General features: G+C 42.5%; 16 protein-coding genes. 2 read left to right on the top strand and 14 right to left on the bottom strand.

Features of this window, described 5'->3' with window-relative positions:
* Nucleotides 1–26 precede the first annotated feature (26 nt).
* The 3 genes from IT392_01715 to IT392_01705 are packed head-to-tail and all read right to left on the bottom strand — an operon-like array spanning nucleotide 27 to nucleotide 1,192.
* Complete coding sequence (locus IT392_01715) at nucleotides 27–698, bottom strand: endonuclease III domain-containing protein (protein ID MCC6543202.1); 672 nt, start codon at nucleotides 696–698, stop codon at nucleotides 27–29.
* Nucleotides 674–997, bottom strand: a complete 324-nt coding sequence (locus IT392_01710) for a divalent-cation tolerance protein CutA (protein ID MCC6543201.1) — start codon at nucleotides 995–997, stop codon at nucleotides 674–676. Before IT392_01710 ends, IT392_01715 begins: the two co-directional genes overlap by 25 nt.
* A 6-nt stretch (nucleotides 998–1,003) precedes the next feature.
* Nucleotides 1,004–1,192, bottom strand: coding sequence for a uracil-DNA glycosylase (locus IT392_01705; GenBank protein ID MCC6543200.1), 189 nt, complete (start codon nucleotides 1,190–1,192; stop codon nucleotides 1,004–1,006).
* A gap of 374 nt (nucleotides 1,193–1,566) precedes the next feature.
* Here IT392_01705 and IT392_01700 point away from each other — a divergent pair, with 374 nt between their 5' ends.
* On the top strand, nucleotides 1,567–2,133 hold the full coding sequence (locus tag IT392_01700; protein MCC6543199.1) for an O-acetyl-ADP-ribose deacetylase: 567 nt from the start codon (nucleotides 1,567–1,569) through the stop codon (nucleotides 2,131–2,133).
* Between the two features lie 27 nt (nucleotides 2,134–2,160).
* On the opposite strand, the gene yidC is transcribed toward IT392_01700, so the two are convergent.
* The 11 genes from yidC to IT392_01645 all read right to left on the bottom strand — a co-directional run bounded on the left by yidC (nucleotide 2,161) and on the right by IT392_01645 (nucleotide 14,226).
* Nucleotides 2,161–3,771 (bottom strand): membrane protein insertase YidC, encoded by a 1,611-nt coding sequence (yidC, locus tag IT392_01695; protein ID MCC6543198.1) that lies wholly within the window; start codon nucleotides 3,769–3,771, stop codon nucleotides 2,161–2,163.
* A gap of 12 nt (nucleotides 3,772–3,783) precedes the next feature.
* Nucleotides 3,784–3,999 (bottom strand): membrane protein insertion efficiency factor YidD, encoded by a 216-nt coding sequence (gene yidD / locus IT392_01690; GenBank protein ID MCC6543197.1) that lies wholly within the window; start codon nucleotides 3,997–3,999, stop codon nucleotides 3,784–3,786.
* A gap of 2 nt (nucleotides 4,000–4,001) precedes the next feature.
* Nucleotides 4,002–4,340 (bottom strand): ribonuclease P protein component, encoded by a 339-nt coding sequence (gene rnpA / locus IT392_01685; protein ID MCC6543196.1) that lies wholly within the window; start codon nucleotides 4,338–4,340, stop codon nucleotides 4,002–4,004.
* Nucleotides 4,341–4,359: 19 nt separating this feature from the next.
* A complete protein-coding gene (rpmH, locus tag IT392_01680; protein ID MCC6543195.1) occupies nucleotides 4,360–4,494 on the bottom strand; it encodes a 50S ribosomal protein L34 in 135 nt (44 codons plus the stop codon).
* 79 nt (nucleotides 4,495–4,573) lie between these two features.
* The gene (locus IT392_01675) at nucleotides 4,574–5,326 is read right to left on the bottom strand and encodes a site-2 protease family protein (protein MCC6543194.1); all 753 of its coding nucleotides are present in this window, start codon (nucleotides 5,324–5,326) and stop codon (nucleotides 4,574–4,576) included.
* A gap of 123 nt (nucleotides 5,327–5,449) precedes the next feature.
* Nucleotides 5,450–10,033 carry a DUF559 domain-containing protein gene (locus IT392_01670; GenBank protein ID MCC6543193.1) on the bottom strand — a complete coding sequence of 1,528 codons (4,584 nt, stop codon included), beginning with the start codon at nucleotides 10,031–10,033 and terminating at the stop codon, nucleotides 5,450–5,452.
* 14 nt (nucleotides 10,034–10,047) lie between these two features.
* A complete protein-coding gene (locus IT392_01665; GenBank protein ID MCC6543192.1) occupies nucleotides 10,048–10,680 on the bottom strand; it encodes an MjaI family restriction endonuclease in 633 nt (210 codons plus the stop codon).
* The gene (locus IT392_01660; GenBank protein MCC6543191.1) at nucleotides 10,673–11,917 is read right to left on the bottom strand and encodes a site-specific DNA-methyltransferase; all 1,245 of its coding nucleotides are present in this window, start codon (nucleotides 11,915–11,917) and stop codon (nucleotides 10,673–10,675) included. Before IT392_01660 ends, IT392_01665 begins: the two co-directional genes overlap by 8 nt.
* Before the next feature lie 293 nt (nucleotides 11,918–12,210).
* Nucleotides 12,211–12,393 (bottom strand): DUF805 domain-containing protein, encoded by a 183-nt coding sequence (locus IT392_01655; protein ID MCC6543190.1) that lies wholly within the window; start codon nucleotides 12,391–12,393, stop codon nucleotides 12,211–12,213.
* On the bottom strand, nucleotides 12,390–12,581 hold the full coding sequence (locus IT392_01650) for a DUF805 domain-containing protein (GenBank protein MCC6543189.1): 192 nt from the start codon (nucleotides 12,579–12,581) through the stop codon (nucleotides 12,390–12,392). The genes IT392_01655 and IT392_01650 overlap by 4 nt, the downstream gene beginning before the upstream one ends.
* Before the next feature lie 484 nt (nucleotides 12,582–13,065).
* Entirely contained in the window at nucleotides 13,066–14,226 is a 1,161-nt protein-coding gene (locus IT392_01645; GenBank protein MCC6543188.1) for an ISNCY family transposase, read from the bottom strand.
* A gap of 195 nt (nucleotides 14,227–14,421) precedes the next feature.
* Between IT392_01645 and IT392_01640 the strand changes: the two genes are divergently transcribed.
* A partial coding sequence (locus tag IT392_01640; GenBank protein MCC6543187.1) for a proline dehydrogenase family protein occupies nucleotides 14,422–16,603 on the top strand: 2,182 nt, incomplete at its 3' end.

Here is a 16,603-nt window from a genome sequence, read left to right as displayed (position 1 = left end):
TTCTATCATTACTACTGGTGAATCTTTTATCTTATAGCATTTTTGCCCTTCTTATGCAAATCATACTCAACAGGACATGAGTCACAATGCGGGGCCGCCCTGCACAGCTCCTTGCCGACCCTGACAATAAGGGCATGATACTCATTGTACAGGCATTTATCTTGCGGAAGGCATTTCATGAACAGCTCCTGCATTTGATGATAGGTAGCATCGGCGTCTACATAACTATGACGTGAGAAGATTCTTTTAGTATATGCATCAATAACAAAAACGGGCTGTTCTGCAGCATAGAGGAGTATTGAATCAGCTGTTTCAGGGCCAATTCCATTTACATTCAGGAGCTTGTGCCTCAATATCTGCCCATCCTCTTTTATCATGAGGTCTATATCTCCCCCATAATCATTAAAGAGGAATGAAAGAAAATTCTTCAGCCGTTTTGCCTTGATATTAAAATAACCTGAGGACCTGATGAGCAGGGCAAGCTCTTCATTCGGCAGTTTAAATAAGCCCTCCGGCGTAAACTTTCCGGATGCCTTAAGGGATGCAATAGCCTTTAACACATTATCCCATGATGTATTCTGGGTCAGGATAGCCCCAATTATAACCTCAAAAGGGGTCTCACCAGGCCACCAGTGCTGTGGGCCAAAGTGTTTAAATAAAGAGTTGTATATGTCTAAGAAGTGGTTTCCTCTACCCATTTAAGATAATCTTCAGAGCCGCCAATGACGGGGATGGCTATGATCTCCGGTACGCTGTAGCTGTGGATTTGTTTTACATGATCTATTATCTGTTCCAGAAGGGCCATCCTGCTCTTGGCAATCAGGAGAACCTCTGACTGCTGGTCTGTCTTTCCCCTCCAGAAGAACACAGATTTGACAGAAGGGACAAGGTTTACACAGGCCACAAGGTGATTTTCTACAAGAGAATCAGCAATCCTCTCACCTTCATCCATAGAGCCTGCAGTTATCAGGATTACTATTAATTCCGGGGACACCATACTTAATTAAGAAGATTCTTCCAGAGTCTCCTTACCTTCAAACTTCATACACTCCATGCCGGATGACTGATAAACAACATCAGACGGCATTTCCGCAGATTTAAATCCCATTGCCTTACAACCCCTTGGGAAATTCTGATCCCAGGTAACATAAAAATACTTACATTTAAAACAATCAATCCTTTTCTTATCCATACAGCAATCTATCCCTTTACGAATGGGAAATATGGGGGATTGTTCTCAAGATTAGGTTATATTCCATATGCACAAAGGTGTCAAGGTGCTGACAAAACTCCCGTTGACAGAACTATCCCATCCTGCTAATTTACTTACAATTCAAACAATTTCCTGTCATTGATTAATATGACGTCGAGCATAAACCTATCCTCTATAAAAGACAATCATAAACATGGTTCCGTCGGACAATTTCTCATTGACAACTTAAAACCACAGGCTGATTTATCCATCGTCTCAATAGCAATTCCGGGGACACCATACTTATTTATCAAAAGGGTGATACCGGGCGAAGGCCGTGATAAACATGATCAAAATGAGGACTCTTCATATTCATGAAAGTTAACATTAATAACTTCATGCTCGAATTAGTTAAAGGCGATATTACGAAAGAGGCTACTGAGGCGATTGTTAATGCTGCGAATTCCGGGCTTCGTGGCGGCGGTGGTGTTGATGGCGCCATACACAGGGCCGGCGGACCTCTGATTATGGAAGAGTGCAGAAAGATTGGCGGATGTCCGACTGGAAATGCCGTGATTACCTCAGGCGGACGATTGAAGGCGAAATATGTGATACATGCAGTAGGCCCGATTTATCACGGGGGTAAAAAAGGTGAACCGGAACTACTTGCAAGCGCTTATAGAAATAGCCTTCAGCTCGCTGCTGAGAATAATATTAAGAGCATATCATTTCCCTCATTAAGCACAGGGGCATATGGTTATCCCTTTGATGGGGCAGCGCCGGTTGCCTTACATGCTGTTATTGAATATCTCAAATTGAACGAAGAGATTGAGCATGTCCGATTTGTGTTGTTTGGAGAAGATGCTTACAGGGCATACGCAACGGCGTTGGAAGGACTTAATCCTGCCAACGTTGGAGATCCTGAAACAAGTTCAGGATGACAGACTTGCCACCTCTACTCTTTATTTTTACTTCCCTGAGAAATATTTGTTTTGTATGACCTGCTGACCTACTGTAAGCAGGTTGTTTACCAGCCAGTAAAGCACAAGTCCAGACGGGAAGTTTAAAAAGAAGAATGTAAAGATTACAGGCATAATAAGCATTATCTTAGCCTGTGTCGGGTCAACCGTACTCGGACTCATCTTCTGCTGCAGGAGCATGCTTATTCCCATAATGATAGGCAGGACATAATAAGGGTCCTTTAAAGAAAGGTCTTTAATCCACAGGAATAGTGGAGATTGTCTTAACTCTATTGAGTATGCAAGCAGATTATACAACCCCATAAACACAGGTAATTGCAGCAGCATAGGGAGGCACCCGCCAAGAGGATTTACCTTATGAGTTTTATACAACTCCATCATTGCCTTGTTCAGCGCAACTTTGTCATCTTTGTGTTTTTTTTGTAATTTCTGGAGTTCAGGCTGAAGCCTCTGCATTGCCTTCATGGACTTCATGCTCTTATATGTGAGCGGTACAAAAATGATCTTTATTATAGTGGTAAGGAATATTATTGAAATTCCATAATTACCGCTGTATTTGTGGAATACCTGAAGTATGTAGAATAATGCCTTAGCGAGCCAGCTTATTACACCCAACTCCCAAAACATAAACCAGCCGAACGGGATCGTTTTATCAAGCCCGACCCCGAGACTTTCCAATTGTTTGGATTCTTTTGGACCTGCATAAAGTACTAAGGAGATCTTCCTGCCTGCTGTCACTTCAATTGAAGACTGAACGTCCTTTTCCCTGTCCTTCTTAACGATAACCCGGTTGACCTTTTCTTTTGGAATCAGGGCTGACAGGAAGTATTTATCCTGGATGGCTGTCCATTGTATCTCCCCATCATGATATACTGGCCCCGTAATCTTGGATACTTTGTCTTTTTCCAGCTTGGATCCAACCATAGTAATTGGTCCCACGAATCCAAGCATCCTGGCCTCTCCCCACTCGTGAATCCCGAAGTTCGATCCGGTTGAGACAGCATAGCTCTCTGTAATATTTACAGGGATCAGGTCAACATCAACAGTATATGTGTCGTTATGGAAGGTGAAGGTTTTCTTAAATCCTTTTCCGCTTTTTGAATCAACAAGGGTAAAAGAAAGAGTCCCTGTCGGGTTTCCCGCACTTAGTTTCAAATCCGACCCGTCAACCTTATAAAGCCCATCCTTTAAAATATTATTTAATTCATTGTTTTCGACGGAAGTACTCAGAGGATATGCAGCTACTATTTCTTTTCCGGGATCAATGAGGACGATACTATTCTGCCTGGTCACATCAGTCCAGTACTTTTTTAATTCCCAGTGTTTAATGACCCCGCCCTTGTTTGTGAATATAGCCTTGTAGAGGTCCGTATCTATTGTTATTGTATGTTCTTCCTTGCTGACCTCAGCGGTAACAGGCAGCACTTGAGCCGCAGAAGTTGGATTTTCCGCTCTGTTTGCCGCGGGCTGTTCTACTCCCTGAGATGCCTGTATGTCCTTCCTGGGGGGTTTTGGTGTTGGAACTATGAATGGATATGCAACCAGCACTGCTACTGATAAGAGTATTGCAATCAAGATCCTTTTGTTCATATTGTCCATTAAAATTCTCTCTTATTTAACCGGGTCATAACCACCCGGGTGAAAGGGATGACATTTAAAAATCCTTAAAACAGTCTTTACTATGCCTTTAATGACTCCAAACTTTTCAAATGCATCTATAGAATATTGAGAGCAGGTGGGATAGAATCTGCAGGTTTGAGGCTTTAAAATAGACAGGTATCTCTGATAATTCTTTATAGTTATTACAAAGATTTGTGAACCAGTAATATTCAACGCTCCACTGACCTTACTAATTTAATGAATGCTGCCCTTGCCTCGTCCAACTTAACACCTACCATCCCCTGTCGGGCAACAACTACCATATCTATGCTCGCTTCTTTCAATAAAGAATAATCATCAGACCTGACGATCTCTCTGATGAGCCTTTTAACCCTGTTGCGTATAACAGCATTACCCAGCTTGCGGCTGACAGATAATCCAATCCGGCTAAATCCAAGGTTGGTTTCTACAACGTAGAGGACAAAATAACGATTGGCCTTTCTCCGCCCGATTTTGTAAATATGCCGGTATTCCCATCCATTCCGGATCTTATATTTTGACTTACTCAATACAGGTGTTTCTAATAGTTTAAACTGCTAACCTTGCACGACCCTTGGCCCTTCTCCTCGCTAAAATCTTTCTTCCGCCTTTAGTCCTCATCCTTCTCCTGAAGCCATGGGTCCTTTTTCTGCTTTTATTGTGTGGTCTGTATGTAAGCGACATAATGCCTCCTTCGAAAAAGACAATTATAATTCAATCAGTTGAAATGTCAACAGAATTTTCATATTACTGATATCTGATGTCACGATATTAACTTAACAACATCCTTATATGTCACTAACACTGATAAAATTATAAATAACGCAAATCCAATCAGATTAACCGCCTGATACGTTTTCATCCCTATTGGCTTTTTCCTGATGGTTTCTATAAAAAGCATAAGCAACTGGCCGCCATCCAGTGCAGGAAGCGGAAAAAGATTCATTATCCCAAGGCCCATGCTCAATACCCCGGTGAAATATAAAAGATTCATAAAACCATTACTCGCCGCCTGGCCGGCCATTAAGGCTATCCCCACAGGCCCGGTTAATCCATCCATCCCGCCATGCCCGGAAAGGATGGTTAGGAGGGCAATCACAGTTCCTGACAGTATTCCCCACACGGTTTCTGCGCTTAACGATACAGCATCTATAAAATGAAGGTGTTTGCCCATTATATATACGGGAATAAATATTATAAAAGCAAAGACAATATTAAACAAAGAACCTGCTGACATGATTAATGCACGTCTGAAATAAGAGGCTTCAAACAGTCCTTTTGCATCTTCATCGCCGTCTTTTGAAAAACTTACAAATCCCCCGAGAGGAAGCAATCTCAGGGTGAACTCAGTTTCTTTATGACGGTAAAGTGTAACCAGCCGTGGGCTGAAAGGAAAACCTATGGAAAATTCATAGACTTTGACCCCGGATTTTCTTGCTGCAATAAAATGTCCAAACTCATGAACAAGCACAATGATAGAAAATACTATGATAAATGCTATAAAAGAAATTACCATTTTTCATATCCTCCGATTTTAATTTATTCTGCTGCTTCACTTTTGCAGATAATGATAAAGCTAAGCGGAGTAGCGGCTTTATGTCACGTCTGTCTTGAGCGTTTTGTTGGATATGCCTTTTAATCATATCGCATTTTCATTTGTTATATTGAAGGCTGTTACTTTCCTTTGTTCCGTATGAATACTTAGCGCCTCATTGTTTTCCGACCCAACAGGTTCTATGCCGAAGCCCTGTAAGGTGGCTATAAGGTCTTGAATAACGTCTTGCCTATTTATTAAAAAAGTGGAGGCAAAGCACCGCCAAAACCGCCAACCGGCACGTTCCAGAATACGTTGCCGCCTCATATCATCATCCCATTTATCTATTCCATGATAGCGGTCTCCATCACATTCGATTGCTAATCTATTGTCCTGGTTCCCTTCGACTACCATATCAATGCGAAACTCCCCTACAGGTACTTGAGGAAGAACGTGATAACCACGCTCTGTAAGGGTGTCATATATCTCACGTTCAAATGGTGATTCGCACCGTTTTCGCTTGTCTGTTACATAATTTTCATTCTGAGCAAAAGGCGTTGAAAAATGTGAAAGCAGTTTTTTCCGCATATCGGTTGTCCCTAAATCATCTATCAGAACACTACGCACCAAATACATTCTATTTTGCGCTCGAGAAGCGGCGACATTAAATCGTTGCTCATAACTCAAGCCCGACAAAGCCTTTGCATCGTTTTTTGATACCACCAAAGAGAGAAACATAATATCCCGTTCTTTCCCTTGAAAAGTCCGAGCATCCCCACAAGTGATTTTGTGCCTCTGTATCATATCCAAACCGATTTCTTCTTCGAGCATCTCCCATACTTTTAGTGCCTGCTTTTCTCCGAGCAAAGAAACCATCCCGATAGAACGTTTTGTCATCAATGGGTCTTGGACAATTGCCTTGATTTCATCTACTATAAATCGAGCTTCAGCCGGATTAATATCACCTTTGCGGAAACCATCTTCAACGATTACATCCACCAAAGGAGGAGACAACCGCTCGGACGACTTGGGAATACGTAACGGCTTCAGTTCGTGGTTATAGAACTCACGCTTTGAATATTCGATGATAGGCGCAACACAACGAAAATGCTCCCTCAACATTACTGCCGACTTGGCAAACACTACTTTAAAAAGATCGTATATGGAACGTTCCGGCGTCATCTGTGGCCGATATGTTTCTACCTGGTTTGCAAGGAAGCGGCTCATAAGATTGCGAATCTTTTCCTCTTCAAGACCGACGCCTTCCGGGGATACCTGTTTGTCATCACCAACGATTAAAATCTTCTGTGCACGGAGAATAGCCGGCAGTGCCGTTAAATCGGACTGAGAGGCTTCGTCAATGACAACCAAATCGAAACAGCCAAATTCAGCAGGCAGCGATTCAGAAATCCTGTAGTGGGGCATAATCCAACAGGGTATAGCAGGATTAGCTTTTGCTGCAGCGTTGCGCGCATCCTGTCGATAACGTATAGCACGCTTAGCTCCTTTACTGCCTTTTCCAATCTTGGCTATTGCTGACATATACGCCATTAGTGCACTTTTTACATCAGGCGTTGCATTTTCAGCAATCTTGAGCCAAGTCCTTTTCGTGACAATTTCCTGGTAAGCACGGGCTAAATCAGCCTCAGTATCTGCGCGAAGTTTTGAGAGTCGTTTCAATTCAGCCCGACCATCGATTGAGTTGAGGTAAGTTGAAAGCCGTTTTAGTCGCCACACTTCCCGCCAATTATCTGGTAGCAGAGCGTCTGAACTTGATACAATATTTTCCTTTCTGAGCCGAGATGCCAACTTAGAGGCTCCTGAATCTTCGATAAGCTGTGTTACATTTGCAATAGTATCGAGATGTGATTTTAGTCCATGGATACGGCGTAACTCTTCCATGAGCGCAGTCCAACGGCCCTGTGTCTCTGCTTCACTTACATCCGGGTTCCCAAGTGCGTTGTCTAAATATACACGTATGTCGTTAGTAATTCGGCCAGTGCAACCCGATAGAACTTCCTGAAAACGTTCCTTCAGAACCCACGTCTCAGCCAAACGATTCCGCGTAAGGTGATGAAACAATATTTTTTCTGCTTCATCAAGGGCAATGGAGTCATTTTGAATACTATTTACCTTTTCCCATGCTGGAAGCACTCGTTTTATTGCCGCGGTTACTTCGCCTTCAATAGAAACTATCTCCACAAGTCGCCGATAGAGACTATAGACTTCAGATGCATCAGCAGCCTGAGCAGGGTCTGCCTTGAAGGTTGGTATCTGTAGCTCATCGGCCAAAGCATTCCAACGGGTCAGCAGGTCTCGTAGCGATTTAAGGTGGAGCAAATAATTGAGAACATGCTGCCAGTCAGAAGTTCCGTTAGGTGAGGAGTTCGTCACACGTATGGCATCGAGTAAACTTTTTCCGGCACTTCTGCAGAATATCCCTGCCAACCCGAAAGGACGCTTGCCCTGAACGAGATTCTTTATACCTTCGACCAACTCTGCATTTAGGTCAATACCATCAGGCACAGTGACTGGCTTAGCCAAGAATTTCTTGCGTTCAGCAACAGCAATACTGAATTCGTTCCCTAACGAGTCAAACAATTCAAGTACATCCGCCTTTGTACCTGAACGCAAATGGCCTAACAGTATGTAGGGCCAATTACCAAAGTTCTGAATAGAATGATAAAGAAGTTTCAGGTTTGAAATCTGAGCCGACAGGCTTTGTGCAGCATCGAATGTTTCTTTAGACGAGTCTGCAAGAGAAGTCACTTCACCCGAATCAACCTGCGCCTGAAGTTCAACTGCACGAGCAAGGTCTTGGTGCGCTCGCAGAAGTTCCCGGGAGTCAGGAAAAGAAGAAATCAGTGGTAAATTACAATTTAGATAATCAAGGTCATTTGCGAGCGCACGTCTAGCCTCCCGTAATCTGACGACATCGGCATCGGTAAAACGCGGGCGGAATTCAGCCTCTATAGAAAGGGCATCCTCAAACCACGAGATCGTTTGTTCATTCTTGACAACAATTTCAGCGGCCTCATAAGGTTCAAGTGTTTCTCCATCAAGCTCAATACGACTAAGATTCTTGATGGCCCATTCGCCAATCTGGTTATCAATCTTGGCGAGCTTGGCATGATAGGCGTCTATTAAATTTTCTATCTGAGAAATCTCACGAGACAAAGAAAGACGATCTAACCGCTGAACTTCCGCAGCGATTTTAGAAATCGCATACTCGAATTGCTTCAGCCCCTCTTGTTCGCTAGTGAGCAAACTTATAGCAATGGGGCGAATTTCAGGGGGTAATTTTTCCCGTAGTACCACAAGTGCGGGGTCTTTCATGGATGTGACAAGTACACGCTTGCCCATTGCCAAATAATGACAAATGATATTGGCAATAGTATGCGTTTTGCCGGTTCCGGGTGGCCCCTGCACCACAACGCCGTCCGAGCATTCAAGCAACTGGACTATACGAACTTGTTCATCATTAAAGGGCATGGGAAAGAACAAATCTTGGGCAGGCTTGCTGTTGACACTATGTCCAATACTTCCACAAACAGTGGAGAGCCCTCGAAGCGACGGAAGGGGAATATCCTCATTCGTTGTTGCAGGGTCTGTAACCATGGCAGTAACAGGCTTGGGAAGTTTGTCTGTAATAGCTTTATCATTAAGTTTTTTCTTGAATCTTTCAATGTCCTGAATGAATAGGCTCGCACTTCTTGGCCTTGCGAATAACACCCATGTATCGGTTACTTTAAGTTCTTCCGAAGCTTTGGGCAATGAACGATCATCGGCGGACGCGCGAGACGGCCAATAGATACCTTTAGGGTCAAGATAGGTTACAGCAGAACGCAACAGCGGCTCAAATGTACTACGATCAAATGGAGAGAAAGTTGTTGTCGCATTTGCAAAGAATTCTTTTGCGGCTTTTTCAGTCTCAGACACTCCCGGATTATCAGTAACAGAATAAATATCAAGTTCGACCCTTGGATCGCTGTCGCGGGGACGAACTTCAATTTCCATCGTTGCCTCGTTTAGTGATAATTCAACAAGCCGGGTTACAAGCGGGTAGACTACTTGAAGGCCTGCCATGTTCCACATAGCAATACCGCTGCCCCAGACCAATTCTATTTGAGCATCAACGATACCGCCTTCTACCTGTTGCTTGAGGGTAAATAGCTTTGCATATAAAGAAATTGTTTTCCGACGACGTCTTTCCTCCGCTGCCCACGGCTTCCAAACGTTTTCTATGTATGCCTTAAATTGTTTTTCAACAGTCCCCCCCCGATCAAACGTATTAAAAGCAACAAGCTGCTTAGGATCCAGGTTGGATTTGTTTTTCTGGATGGTAAACTCACCGATGTTTATTAGTGTCTGAATATCAACATGAGACCGTAAAGTGGGCTCTTTAGATGGATTATTTGTAAGGTCAATCCAAGTCTTTAATAGAATGCTCTCGGGTTGTGGGGCAGTAGATTCTTGCAGGCGCTTGACCACAAGCCATATCTCATCTTCGCCGTCCAATGTGCCTTTATTAAAATTTAAACCCGGCATGGATGCAATTCCATGCTCATACTCATGAAAAATTCCATATCGGCTGATGTCTGGTACTGGGTTTGAGCGGAGAAGTGCGGATTGCTTTGCGAATTCTAAGAGTTCCAGTAATCGGTCAGCTTTTGTGTTTGATGTATGCATTTTTGATTATTTATTTATTTTTTCAATCGTTCGATTTCTTTACATATTTCATCAATTACATCTTTATTTCTTATTTCTTTCCTCTCTCCGGCTTTAGATGAAAAGATGTAAAACACTTTGCCCCCATATTCCCTTGTAAATTTCACGTGGGTCTTGCTTTGCAAGTCCCTTTCCTTGAATATTTGTGATAATTGTATGCCTTGGTTTACCGGTTTTATCTGTATTCCAATATACTTTTCTTTGATTTTGATAAAGAAGTCTACATTATAACGCCTGTCCCACTCATCGGGTGCAGGTTCTATTTTGACTCCGAGTTCTTTTTCGAGTTGTCCATAAATTGTTTTTATTTCTGTCATATAACCGTCAAATGTGCGGTCAATAACAAGCTGGCGGATATAATCAATACAATCCTGCTCTGTAATTTCCTCAACCTCAGATTGAATAACTTCAGTTATTTTTATGTAGAGTTTTTTCCCAAGAGATTCAATGTGATCTTTGGAACGTACATTCTTAAAGTAATACTCTCTCCATTCGTCTATCGTTTTCGGCTCACATTGCCTGATGCTTTCAGAAGTTGGGCCAACGTTCCTTTTGAAATTTAATTGAAAGCGATTCATTGCGTTGTTTAGAATCCACTCTTTAGCCACTTTGTACTCCAAGTTTTAAGAATTTTTCTTTATATTTAAAATCAGTTAACCCGTCAACGTCCACTAAAGCTTCCTTGATTATATGGGCATTTATAAAGGTCTTATTCTTCAGGTAGAGATAACAAAGAAGATTGTTATGTTCGTCAAATTTCCGGCCGTCGAATTTAATAAACACTTTTTGACCCTTTGTTTTTTCAAACAGGAATTTGATCGCCTGTCCATTAACCGATTTCTTCTCTTTAACTCCAAGCAGGCGAATAATCAAGTCATTATTCAGCCTTATCAACTCAGGGCTGATTACTTCTTTGACTGAATAATATACCTCTCTTTCGCCACTGTTATTATCAATCTTTGAACCGAATTGAAGTTTTCTGGGATCAATTTTCTTATCAAGTTTATGAGGGTCCTTAAAAATATAAGGCAGATTTTCAACTTCCTTATTCAGATCAATACTGACACTGTCTTTTAGAAACACATATTCTGTTGCTGCAAGGTCAGATTGATTAATATTAAGTTTATCTTTTACTATTGGAATAAAGGCGGGATTTATTTCATAGCCAACCGAGTTACGACTTAAATTTCTGGCGGCAAGTGAAGTGGTACCGCTGCCAAGGAATGGGTCTAAAACAGTATCACCTGCAAAAGCAAACATTTTTATCAGCCGGGCAGGTAACTCTTCGGGAAACATTGCAATATGTCCGTCCTGTTTCGCACCTGCAAAGTACCAGTGACCTGAGAAATAAGTATTCCACTCGTCTTTCGTCATTGCAGAAAGTTCTTTCTGCTCATTGGTTGGCTTGGGAGACATCCCCAGTTTTTTAAAAAGCAGAATAAATTCATAGTCCAGTTTTAATATTCCATTTCGGGGATATGGGAAACTCCCCATTATAGTAGCGCCACCAGTTGTATTGGTTGTTGTGATCTTCTGCCAAATAACTGCACCCATATAGTCAAAACCTATTGTTTCGCAAAACTTTATTATTTCTGTTCTGATTGGAATTACTTTATAACGCCCGTAATAAACCGAACGGGCAAACTGGTCACCAATGTTAATGCAAAGCCGGCATCCTGGATTTAATACTCTTAGACTCTCTTTCCAGACAAGGTTCAGGTTATTGATATAACTTTCGTAACTTTCGTGAAAACCGATTTGATTTTCTGTCCCGTAGTCTTTTAATTGCCAATAGGGAGGTGAAGTAATGACCAGATGAACCGACTTATCAGGGATAAGGTTCATTTGTCTGCTATCACCGGTTATTATTTTGTGAGTGGTTTTCAATGAGTTCTCCATGAATTACAGTTTAACATTTATATTATATCTTTCGCCAACGTTTTGCATAACCAACAATGATATTGTCAGTGAGAACCTTTGCAGTATAGAATGACTCATCTCCCAACCCGTTTGAACTCTCCAGAAGATGTGAATAGCCCAAAATATCCGCATAGCAGACAAAAGAAGAAGGCATTTTGGGATAATCAGAATATTTGTAAGGATTATTCATTTTATCTTTTTGGGACTACAACTCCTTGTTAGGCGGCATTTTCTTTTGGATTAGGCCCAAATTGATTTGGGCCTGGCTGGCTATCTTGGACAGTAAAAACTATTAGGACAATGCCTCCTATTAGCGGAATTAGACCAATTAGCAACCACCAACCACTCCGGTTTGTGTCGTGAAGTCTCCTGACGACGACAGCTATTGATGGGATAATCATGCCAATTTTAAAATGCCGCTTAGAAGACCCATGCCATCCTCTACGCTGAAAGACCCAAGTATGCCATCAACAAGGGCAAGGCCAATGTAAATAAGAAAATAAAATAGAAAGAAATACCAATACTCACTGCGTTGCGCTCGCCCCGAGAATGTCGCGTATTTTTTTAGAGCTGCAAGATACCAACTCATAGCGTTTCCCCTGTGTCATTCCTCAGATGATTCCACCAGATGTCAGTGAGTCTATGTTTGTCACCTAACGTAGAGCTAAGCTCAGCGAAACGGAACTTGTTTCCGGTCCGCTGGAGCGAAGGTTTAGCGGTTCTTGCCATATACAAAAACAGCCTGTTGCACCACTGGTCTTATACGGATCGGGATAATATTCTCCATAACAACCGCAACGTGAGTCAACTGGACTGCTAACGAATGCCGAGAGGTATGGTCAGACCCTACCCCATAAACTCCCTCTGATTCGTGATCACATCCCGCAATGTTTATCATAATACAAGATGCGTGTTTTAAGTCAAGAAAAACAGAATCTGTGTCAAGCCAATTTAGAAATGTCCTGTTTTTACCAAAATAGAAATGTCCGGATTTCATGGAACTGGTTGTATTGTTCCTTTATCCTTTTTGTAACCCTTAGGTTTGCGCCAAGGATGATCCTTAGCAGGTTTTATCATCTCGCTATTCGAATCTTCGGCTCAGGAGGTTCAACCTCTCTGACAGACCTTGTGGTAATCTCTTTATACCTTAGAGGCTTGTCATTGTATGTTATATACATTGAACCATCAGTCCTCTCTTCTACCATAACCTTCTCTGCTGGTATATCGTCTTCAATCTGATACAGCTTGCTATTATGTCCAATGGTATTATCATTTCTTAAAACATGTCTATCTCTGATGCAAAGAATCTGATCGAGGCTTCTCTTACCTGAAAAGGGACGGTGAAGATCAGCAGCTTTGGTCGGGAGTACCCTGAATTTCTTGTTAAATAAAGGTAAGTAAGTCTCCAGGAAGCTGTTTGCCTCATCAATGCTCTTAATCCCAGACAGGCTCATCTCTTTAAGCACACGATCCTGGAATGTCCCAAATAACCGTTCTATCCGGCCCTTGGCCTGTGGAGAATTTGCATGGATAACCTCCACTCCAAGCTCATCCATGCTCCTCTCAAACTGGCTCATCTGGCGCTTACGTCCCTTTAATTCATCCTCTATCGTCAGCTTTGCCGTAGATTTATACGTTGTATGCTTATCCAGGTATATGCTCATGGGAATCCCATATAACTCAATATACCTCTTAAAACTGTCCATGGCAGGGATCGTTCCCTCATATTCATAAAAACGTCCATAAACCTCTCCCGTAGCATCATCAACATACGCCATGAGCACACACTTAGGTCCCCTGCCTTCAAACCAGTTATGATGTGACCCATCTATCTGCACGAACTCACCAAAATGCTCTCGCCGCTGTCTCCATTGCCGATGCGGCCTCTTCTTGCGTGTCTTGTATTCTATACCTGATTCTTGGAGCCATAACCGCAATGTTTCATCGCTTATCTTTATCTTATCAATCTCCTCTAATTTCTCTACCGCAAGAGTAGGACCAAAGCCTGCATATTTATTTCTATACAACTCTATTATCCTGTCCTTTATCTCATCTCCTATACTACGGTTTGATTGCTTACCACGTCCCTTATGGCAAAGCCCCTTGTCACCCTCATCCTTAACCCTGACAGCAATCCTGCGAACTTGTCTGTCTGACAATGACAGGAATTCCCCAGCAGCTACTTGCGTCATATGCTTATCCAGTACCTCATTAATTATTTTAACCCTTCTCATCTCCTAAATACTCAACATGATAATGTCCTCTCTTGCCATAATGCCCCCCCTTATGAGGAGAACATCTTAGCACTTAATAGGACATTTCTATTTTGGTATAATAGGACATTATCATATTGGTATGACACAGAATTTTCATATTATATATATTAAACAGGCATCACCACCGGAATTCCCCGGTATTCCCTAAATTATATGAAAAACATAGAAGACCGGATTACGGAGATTGGAAACAAACTCTATTCTGAGGCAATAAACTTTACCCCCTCTGTTTTTGACAAAAGAAAGTGGGAGGGAAAGGTTCTGGAGTGGGCAATGAAGGATGAGCATTTCAAGACCCAGTTGTTCCGGTTCATAGATGTCCTTCCTTCTCTCAAAAGCGATTATTCGGTTATAAGGATATTGAAAGAGTACTTTTCAGGAGACATTATAGACCTGCTCGGCATATTCAAGCTTGGCGCAGGAAATATTCCTGATCGGGGTCTTATGGCAAAGGCAGCCGCTCTGGCAATAAGGACAAATATCAGGAGCTTTGCACGACAGTTCATATCAGGCGGTAATTTTGAGGAGGCTAAGGAAAAGCTGCTGACTCTCAGGGACGCTGGTTATGCCTTAAGCTGTTATCTGCTTGGCGAAACAGTCGTAAGTGATAAAGAAGCAGACAGATATATTGAAAAGAATTTACAATTATTAGATATGCTGGGTGCCTTCAGCCTTCTCTGGTCTCACAATTCCATATTAGACGAAGATGGGTATGGACATATTCCCAAAGTGAATATATCGGTCAAGATGTCATCTGTTTATTCACAAATTGATCCGGTTGATTGGGATGGGTCAATTGAGGATGCAAAAGATGGTCTCAGGCTGATCCTTAAAAAGGCAATAACAGTCGGTGCATCTTTCACCTGTGATATGGAATATTATTATCTTAAAGACCTTGTCATCGCAGTATTCAAGAGCCTGATCGAAGAGGATGAGTTCAAAGACTTCCCTTTTGCTGGGATTGCCATCCAGGCATACCTGCGAGATTCTGCTGATGACCTGCAATCATTAATTGAATGGGCACGCATGAACAAGCGCGTTATCACGGTCCGGCTGGTAAAAGGGGCTTACTGGGATTATGAAACGGTAATCAACAGGCAAATTGGTTGGCCTGTTCCGGTCTTTCTAAGTAAGGGCGAGACAGATCTCAACTTTGAGAAACTTTCAAGGCTCATGTTGAAAAACAGTGAAGTAATACGTCCTGCTATCGGAACTCACAATATCCGGAGTATAGCCAGCGCCATTGCTGTGAGTGAGGAACTGGGACTACCGGATAATTCAATTGAATTTCAGATGCTGTATGGTATGGGGGAGCCTATCCGTGATGCTTTGGAAAAGATGGGTTACAGGGTAAGGATCTATTCACCAATAGGGGAACTTCTTCCTGGAATGGCATATCTTATCCGGAGGCTTCTGGAGAACACATCCAATGAATCATTCCTGAGGATGTCATTTGTGGAAAAGAGTTCTGTCGAAGAACTTTTAAGGACTCCAAAACCGAGTGGGGACGGAATTGAATTCTGTCCTCAATTGCAGGAAAGTGCTGGTTTTCAAAATGAACCTCCAACTGACTTTTCCAGGAGGGAGAACAGGGAAAAGATGAAGGAGGCACTTGTTGTTGTCAGGGAACAGTTCGATAAAAAATACCCGCTCTATATAAATGGTAAAGAGATACTGACTGATAAGGAGATTATCTCCCTTAATCCGGCCAATCCGGGAGAGATAGTGGGTAAGGCATCGTCTGCAGCAGCAAGAGAGATCGAGCAGGCAATCTCCGGGGCAAGAAGGGCGTGGGAGACGTGGAAGGTTATCAGTGCAGGTGAAAGAGCAGAATATCTAATCAAGGTGGCCGGAATGATGAAGGATAAGAGGTTTGAGCTTGCCGCCCTTCAGATATTAGAAGTTGGAAAATCATGGAATGAGGCAGACAGTGATGTCTCAGAGGCTATAGATTATCTGGAATATTATGGCAGAGAGATGAAAAGGATAGGGTCCGGGCATTACGGAAACTATCCGGGTGAGATCAATTACTACCATTATATGCCAAGAGGTATAGGTATCATAATCTCCCCATGGAACTTTCCCCTTGCCATCCCAACCGGGATGGTTGCTGCAAGTATCGTAACCGGGAATTGTGCAGTATTTAAGCCGTCGGGCCTTTCTCCTGTAACCGCATGGATGCTTGTTGACTTATTCAATAAGGCAGGGCTTCCTCCTGGTGTCCTGCAATATCTGCCAGGCCCCGGCAATATTGTTGGAGATTATCTTGTGACTCATGCTGATATTGATTTTATAACCTTCACAGGATCCAGGGACGTAGGACTCAGGATAGTGA

Source organism: Nitrospirota bacterium, assembly GCA_020846775.1.
Classification (GTDB): domain Bacteria; phylum Nitrospirota; class 9FT-COMBO-42-15; order HDB-SIOI813; family HDB-SIOI813; genus RBG-16-43-11.
Note: the sequence above shows the minus strand (reverse complement) of the source record. Positions and strands in the feature narration are given on the sequence as shown.